General features: G+C 36.7%; 8 protein-coding genes. 5 read left to right on the top strand and 3 right to left on the bottom strand.

What is annotated here, in order from left to right; translation table 11 throughout:
- Window positions 1–647: 647 nt before the first annotated feature.
- Both repM and FTU09_RS13315 read left to right on the top strand, forming a co-directional pair.
- On the top strand, window positions 648–1,580 hold the full coding sequence (repM, locus tag FTU09_RS13320) for a replication initiation protein RepM (protein ID WP_026438545.1): 933 nt from the start codon (window positions 648–650) through the stop codon (window positions 1,578–1,580).
- Window positions 1,577–1,873, top strand: a complete 297-nt coding sequence (locus tag FTU09_RS13315) for a hypothetical protein (RefSeq protein WP_087528905.1) — start codon at window positions 1,577–1,579, stop codon at window positions 1,871–1,873. Before repM ends, FTU09_RS13315 begins: the two co-directional genes overlap by 4 nt.
- Here FTU09_RS13315 and FTU09_RS13310 read toward each other — a convergent pair.
- The gene (locus FTU09_RS13310; protein WP_004871868.1) at window positions 1,870–2,154 is read right to left on the bottom strand and encodes a hypothetical protein; all 285 of its coding nucleotides are present in this window, start codon (window positions 2,152–2,154) and stop codon (window positions 1,870–1,872) included. The two genes, FTU09_RS13315 and FTU09_RS13310, sit on opposite strands and share 4 nt — an antisense overlap.
- 363 nt (window positions 2,155–2,517) lie before the next feature.
- On the opposite strand from FTU09_RS13310, the gene mobQ reads away from it, so the two are divergent.
- Both mobQ and FTU09_RS13300 read left to right on the top strand, forming a co-directional pair.
- Window positions 2,518–3,489 carry a MobQ family relaxase gene (gene mobQ / locus FTU09_RS13305; protein WP_087528904.1) on the top strand — a complete coding sequence of 324 codons (972 nt, stop codon included), beginning with the start codon at window positions 2,518–2,520 and terminating at the stop codon, window positions 3,487–3,489.
- On the top strand, window positions 3,486–3,956 hold the full coding sequence (locus tag FTU09_RS13300) for a hypothetical protein (protein WP_004870960.1): 471 nt from the start codon (window positions 3,486–3,488) through the stop codon (window positions 3,954–3,956). Before mobQ ends, FTU09_RS13300 begins: the two co-directional genes overlap by 4 nt.
- A 114-nt stretch (window positions 3,957–4,070) precedes the next feature.
- On the opposite strand, the gene FTU09_RS13295 is transcribed toward FTU09_RS13300, so the two are convergent.
- Both FTU09_RS13295 and FTU09_RS13290 read right to left on the bottom strand, forming a co-directional pair.
- Window positions 4,071–4,352 (bottom strand): type II toxin-antitoxin system YafQ family toxin, encoded by a 282-nt coding sequence (locus FTU09_RS13295; protein ID WP_001129137.1) that lies wholly within the window; start codon window positions 4,350–4,352, stop codon window positions 4,071–4,073.
- A complete protein-coding gene (locus FTU09_RS13290) occupies window positions 4,345–4,638 on the bottom strand; it encodes a type II toxin-antitoxin system RelB/DinJ family antitoxin (protein WP_004870963.1) in 294 nt (97 codons plus the stop codon). The genes FTU09_RS13295 and FTU09_RS13290 overlap by 8 nt, the downstream gene beginning before the upstream one ends.
- 381 nt (window positions 4,639–5,019) lie before the next feature.
- On the opposite strand from FTU09_RS13290, the gene FTU09_RS13285 reads away from it, so the two are divergent.
- Entirely contained in the window at window positions 5,020–6,588 is a 1,569-nt protein-coding gene (locus tag FTU09_RS13285) for an ATP-binding cassette domain-containing protein (RefSeq protein ID WP_159124549.1), read from the top strand.
- Window positions 6,589–6,820: the final 232 nt, after the last annotated feature.

Raw genomic sequence — 6,820 nt, 5'->3', positions numbered from 1 at the left:
CTAGTTGATAGCCCGAACATCACTGTTCGGGCTTTTTTAATGATTTGTCACGTTCCACGCCTACTATTTAATCAATGTTTCACAACTTTGATTAGCTCAATTAAATAATTAAAACCTAGATAATAAGAACCGAGCGAGTGTCTACGAGCGATTGAGCATCATCAAAATTTCGCCCTCGCCTTTTCTCTGATTACAAGCTCCCTTTCGATTTTAAACGGTAGGTACAGAGCATCCCGAATGGGTGCGAACTTTGGAGCTTTTGCTTTTCAAAAAGTATGAGCGAAGCGAATACATTACCAATATTTTTGCTTTTAGATTTCACAAATAGGATTACCCAAAAACTGCCCCACGAAGCGAGGAACGAGCTTCAATAGAGTACGAGCTTTAGCGAGTACCTAGGGCAGTTTGCACTCCCCTCTCGAAAGGCTTTTAATTATTTTTAAAGCTTTTAAATGCTTTTAGATAAGCTGAAAACATTGATATTAGAGGACTACAGCTTATATAAGCACACAAATTCTCTTGTATAAGCACACAAATTCTCTTGTATAAGCACACAAATTCTCTTGTATAAGCACACAAATTCTCTTGATTTACACACATAAAATATATAGTGTGTAAATACACATTAATAATAACGTGTATTTAATATGAAGAATGGTTTAGTTGTGAAAGATAATGCATTAATAAACGCCAGTTATAATTTAGAACTAACGGAACAGCGTTTAGTCATGCTTGCAATCATTAATGCAAGGGAATTAGGGCGGGGTATTACGGCAGATAGCAAACTAGAAATACATGCTAGTGACTATGCAAAACTATTTAATGTATCACCTGATGCATCCTACAAAGCCCTGAAAGATGCCGTAAATAATCTATTTAACAGGCAGTTTAGCTATACAGCCGAATATAAAAAAACAGGGAAGGTAGGTATCGTTCGCTCTCGCTGGGTAAGCCGTATTTTTTATGTAGATGATTTGGCATTACTAGAAATTACTTTCGCACCTGATGTAGTTCCTTTAATCACTAGATTAGAAGAACACTTTACAAAATATGAAGCCAAACAAGTTGCACACCTAACCAGTAAGTATGCTACTAGACTTTATGAGTTATTAATCGCTTGGCGTGAAGTTGGTAAAACACCTGTTTTTGAACTACAACAATTACGTAAAAATTTAGGTGTTGAAGATGATGAATATCAACGTATGCACCATTTTAAAAGCCGTGTATTAGAAACTGCCATTACTCAAATCAATGAACATACAGACATAAAAGCCACTTATGAGCAACACAAGAAAGGGCGTACAATTACTGGGTTTTCATTCAAGTTTAAGCAGAAACAACAACCGAAAAAATTAGATTCTAAGCGTGACCCAAACACACCTGACTTTTTTATCAAAATGACCGATGCACAACGCCATTTATTTGCAAAAAAAATGTCAGAAATGCCTGAAATGGGGAAATATTCACAAGGTACAGAAAGCTACCAACAATTTGCTATTCGTATCGCTGATATGCTTTTAGAGCCTGAAAAATTCAGAGAGCTTTATCCAATTTTAGAAAAATCAGGATTTCAGCCATGATTAAATTAAATAACCTATCAACCGATCTAAAGCATGTGACCGTTGAATACCTCGACATCGTAAATTATGAAATTGCGAGGGAAAATATATGCGGTTATATCTTCCTATTATCCCGACTATCCAAAGATGCCGAACCCACCGAAAAAATGCAGATGGAAAGCAAAATACAGAACTTAATTTACTATCGGGATAATTTACAAATCGAGGACAAGGACAATATTCAAAAGGTTTTAAATACGCTCATTCCAGAGTATCAAGCCGAACAAAACAACCAAACAGCTAAGAAAAATTAGGCTTCAATATCGGGCAAATCAAAAAGCTGTCGATCTCTATTTTCTGTTAAATATTCGTTGAGTTCAGCGAGTATTTTTTCTTTATTGGCTTCATTTGCCTGCATTTTCTTAATCAAGTAAGAACCGAGCAAAATTTTACGCCTAGTATCATCCTTGCGCTCCTGTTCTTTCTTTTTGGTACGTTCTCTTGCTTCAATAGCCTGTTTCTGTGCTTTTAACTGTTTCAGCTTCTCTAACTGGGCTTCAATTTTCTTTTCGATATTTTCAGCAGATTTAGTCATAACGGTTAATTTCGGAATATAGAAAACCACTCAAGCATAAGACCCTATGAATTGAAATTCAAGCGGGTAATATGCTATCGTGTTTTTCATGAAATGCGCACTTACGACTTGAATTTCATTCAAGTCAAAAGATGCGTAAGGGGGACACCCCTTAACCCCAAAAGCAAAAGCAAGAGCGGTAAAGCAAATGAAGAAATACAATATTGATGAACAGCATATTTTTATATGCTCAAACTGTGGGAATGAATTTTTATACAAATTACCTAAAATTCTTATAGAGCAAATGAATGGAGTATCCATTCAAACTATTAGAAAAGAATGCCCGAAATGTAATCAATACGTGGATGCCACAAGGAAAATTTAATGGCGATTTACCACTGTACAACCAAAACCGTTAACCGCAGTTCGGGAAGAACTGCCGTTGCATCTATGGCTTATCGTGCAGGGGAAAAACTCAAAGATGAACGAACAGGACTAACCCACGATTTTACGAGAAAGGATGGTGTCGCCCATAGCGAAATTGTGTCTAACCTTGATATAGAAATAGACCGTAGCGAATTGTGGAACTTGGCGGAACAGTCCGAAAACCGCAAAGATGCTCGAACTGCTAGAGAATGGGTCATTGCCCTACCTGATGAATTAGACGCTGATCAACGTAAGGACTTGGCAAAAGAGTTTGCTCAATCACTTGTTGATCGCTATGGCGTGATCGCAGATTTAGCCATTCACGAACCCAGCAAAGGCGGAAATGATAAAAACCATCACGCCCATATCATGCTGACCACCCGAAAAGCTGAATTAGACCCTGACAATAAACTCACTTTGACGACAAAAACCGATATTGAGTTAAGTAATGCCAAACGCAAAAGCCTAAATATGGGAACAACCCAAGACGACATCAAACAGATTCGGGAAACATGGGCGGACTTAGCCAATCACGCACTGGAGCGAGCAGGCTACCGAGAAAAAATAGACCACCGCAGCTATGCCGATCAGAACAATGGACTACAAGCCACCATTCATGAGGGGACTTCGGTCACTCAACTCCGTAGACAAGGCATAGACACCGAAATCAGCCGTTATAACGACCATGTGAAGCAACACAACGCCCAACACCTCAAACAACAGCAACAGCGCACAGACAGCGTTTTACAGCGTGGTTTAAACCGTGCCGAGCAAGGCTTCGAGCAATGGCAGAAAAACCAAGAAGCTAAACGCCTAGAACAAGAACGCCAAGCCGAAATACAACGACAGCAAAAACTAGAGCAACAGCAAGCCGAGCGAGCCAACCGTAAAGCATCACAAGACTTAGATCAGGGCGGAATGTACCGATGAGCAACCAAAACGACCTAGATGACCAGCTCTATATTTTACTGGCATCTATGAAAGAGTATCGAGAAGCCATAGCAGACGATAACAAGCGATTAGAAGCGTTTTACAAGGAAGTGGCTAGCGGAGTACTCAATAAGACCGAAAAACACCTAAAAAACGCCAATCAGAAGCAAATAGACGCACTCAACAACAGTATTCGGGAATTAAACAATGCAACCAATCAACTTGACTGGCGATTCATGGCAATCTACGCCAGTGCTTTTGTTAGCTTGCTGATCGTTTTCTTTTTAGCATTATTTTTATATGTGCCGAGCATGGACGAAATCAAACAGCGTAGAGCAGACGTTGCATGGCTAGAACAAAAATACAGCCTAGATATTAAAAATTGCAATGGGAAGTCTTGCGTTCGCATCATGAAAAATGACTGTCACGGAGCGAATAAGGATTATTGTGTGATTGACCCAAAATAATGATTAGACAGTACTTTGCTCGGCTCTTGCCATCACCGAATCAATGACAGCAGTCGCAAAGTTGCCCGACTTTGAAACATGGCTAAAGCCATCTTTCAAAGCATCGAGCGATAGTCATCCAAAAATTTCGGAATGGCTATCCAACTGATGCAGTTCTAAAATATCGTCACCAACAAGCCTATAGATCAAGACTAAATCAGGCTTCACATGACAATCACGACAATTTTTAAACTCTGCACCACCTTTCAAGGGATGATCTAAATACTTTTCAGGCAAAGGATTATTTGCGACTAAACAATCTAATACTTCTGCCCATTCAGCCGTAACCAGTTCTAAATAACGTCTTTTAATATCACGTTTAAAAGAACTGGTTACGATAATCTTACGTTTAGCCATGTGCTTCTTCCGACATAGCTTTAATCGCTTCTTCTACCGTTTCGTACTCGGTGTACTCGCCATTTTCAATCTCTTTTAAAGATTGAAGTAACTTGGCTGCTGCTTTAGGAGTTAAAGCAGGTTCTCGTGCATAGTCAAAAGACAAAGGAATCGCTTTAGTTTTAACGATTTGATTCAAGAACAGTTTGAATGCTTGAGGCATAGTCAAACCATAGTCTTCCAAAATTGGGGTGACTTGTTCTTTTAACTCTGCTTCTAAGCGCATATTGAAATTGACTGCGGACATGATTCCCTCACTCAAAAACCATTAAAGTAAAGATAATATAAGTCATATTCTTTACTTTTTCATTACTTTTGATGTAATAAATGGTTTCTGACAACTGAATTTCGTATAACAGCCATTATGTTAAATAACTTTTAGAAGCTTTAGTACAAGCTTGACAGATTGTCTTATCATTATAAAATAACCTTATTCAAATCATCCTCCCAAGAGTAACGCCAATGAAGTAAGTCATTTTCTCATCATTATTTTTAAACTTTTGATGTGCAAAATAGATTCTACTTGTGGCTATATATTCTTGGTCTCTACTTTATATCCTAAATAATATATTGTTTTTTATAAGTTAATCTTCACTATTTTGCATATCCTCTACATGAGGAATTTTTTATGCAACATGCATGTATTGCTTCAAACTTAAATTTAGAATTTTCTACACAGAAAATGTTTGATCAGCTAAACATTACGCTTTTATCAGGACAGGTTTCTGCATTAATTGGACGTAATGGTTTAGGTAAATCCCTATTGTTCAGAATATTAGATCAAAGCCAAGCTTTAGATATTCATTATAGTGGTCAAGTTTCATGGAATATCCAACATGATTATTTGGCACAATTAGAACGCCTTAATGCTGAAAATATTGCACAAGCATTAGAGGTAGATCATTTACATCATGCTTTTCGGCGTATAGAGAACAATACAGCTAGTTTTGATGATTATGAGTTAGTTGAAAATACCTGGGATTTACCACAAAAATGGCAAAATATACTTGAAAATGCTGACTTACCTACGGATTTGAACTTTCCAACAGAAAAACTGAGTGAAGGACAAAAAACAAAGCTGGCTTTATGTCGTTTGTTTTTAAAAAAGGATCACTATCTACTTTTAGATGAACCAAGCAACCATTTAGACTCAACATCTAGACAATGGTTAATTGAGAGTATTTTGGCACACCCTAGTGGTGTATGCCTGATTAGTCATGATCGCCAATTACTCAATCAAGTCCAACATATTTATGCTTTAACTGAATTAGGCTTACAACACTACAAAGGTAATTATGAGCATTACATTCAACAGCATCAGCTACACATGGATGCATTAACTCAGTCTATTAATAATGAGAAAAAAGAATTAAAGCAGTTAAAACAACGGCAACATGATAGCTTAATGAAAGCGAATAAACGTCAATCTAAAGGCAATGAACTTCGTGATTCTAATTCTCAAGCAAAGATTTTTCTAGATTTCAAAAAGGAAAATGCTGGACAAAGCTTAGGTAAGCTACGTGCCCAACAAACTCGACAAACTGATGATTTGAAAAATAGTCTGATTAATAGGCAGACCATTGTAGAAAAAATCAAAGCTCAGAAGTTTGAATTCCACTTACAGAGTACGAAGCAAGGAGAGATTTTAAGAATTCATGATTTAAAGCTACCCCATACAGCAACAAATAAAATTAATTTTGCATTGAAAGCTGGCGAAAAAATCCATCTTAAAGGTGCTAATGGAATTGGTAAATCAACCTTATTGAAATTGATTTCTACCCATCAACGTGATGATATTTTCTTTAGTGGAACATGTTTGTATTTAGATCAAAACTTTAGTTTATTAAATAATGATTTATCCGTAATCGAAAACCTTGCACTTTATAACTCCAATCTTACTGAAGTTGAGTGGAGAAATTTGTTAGGTCAGTTACGTATTCGTCGTGAAAAAGCTTTATTAAAACTATCAGAACTGAGTGGTGGTGAAAAATTGAAAGTCGCATTATTAGCAATGAGTCACTATCCTGATGGTATTGATTTATTATTGCTTGATGAACCAGAAAATCATTTAGATATTGAGTCTAGAGAGCTTCTATCGCAGGCTATTAGCCAATATCAGGGCGCTGTAATTTTAGTTTCACATGATCATTTTTTTGTTGAACAGTGTGAAATATCTGAAGAGTATTTAATTGAGTAAAATGACATTTTCAAATATATAGATTTATTAGTTCTACTAAAATTAACATAATACACCTTATACGAAATGCTTTATAATTATCCTTATAATTCAACGCTGTAGTTTCTAGTTGATAGCCCGAACATCACTGTTCGGGCTTTTTTAATGATTTGTCACGTTCCACGCCTACTATTTAATCAATGTTTCACAACTTTGATTAGCTCAATTAAATAATTAAAACCTAGATAATAAG

Source organism: Acinetobacter sp. YH12058 (genome assembly GCF_013419805.1).
GTDB lineage: Bacteria > Pseudomonadota > Gammaproteobacteria > Pseudomonadales > Moraxellaceae > Acinetobacter > Acinetobacter towneri.
The sequence above is the reverse complement of the archived record's forward strand: the minus strand, read 5'-3'. Positions and strand labels throughout refer to the sequence as shown.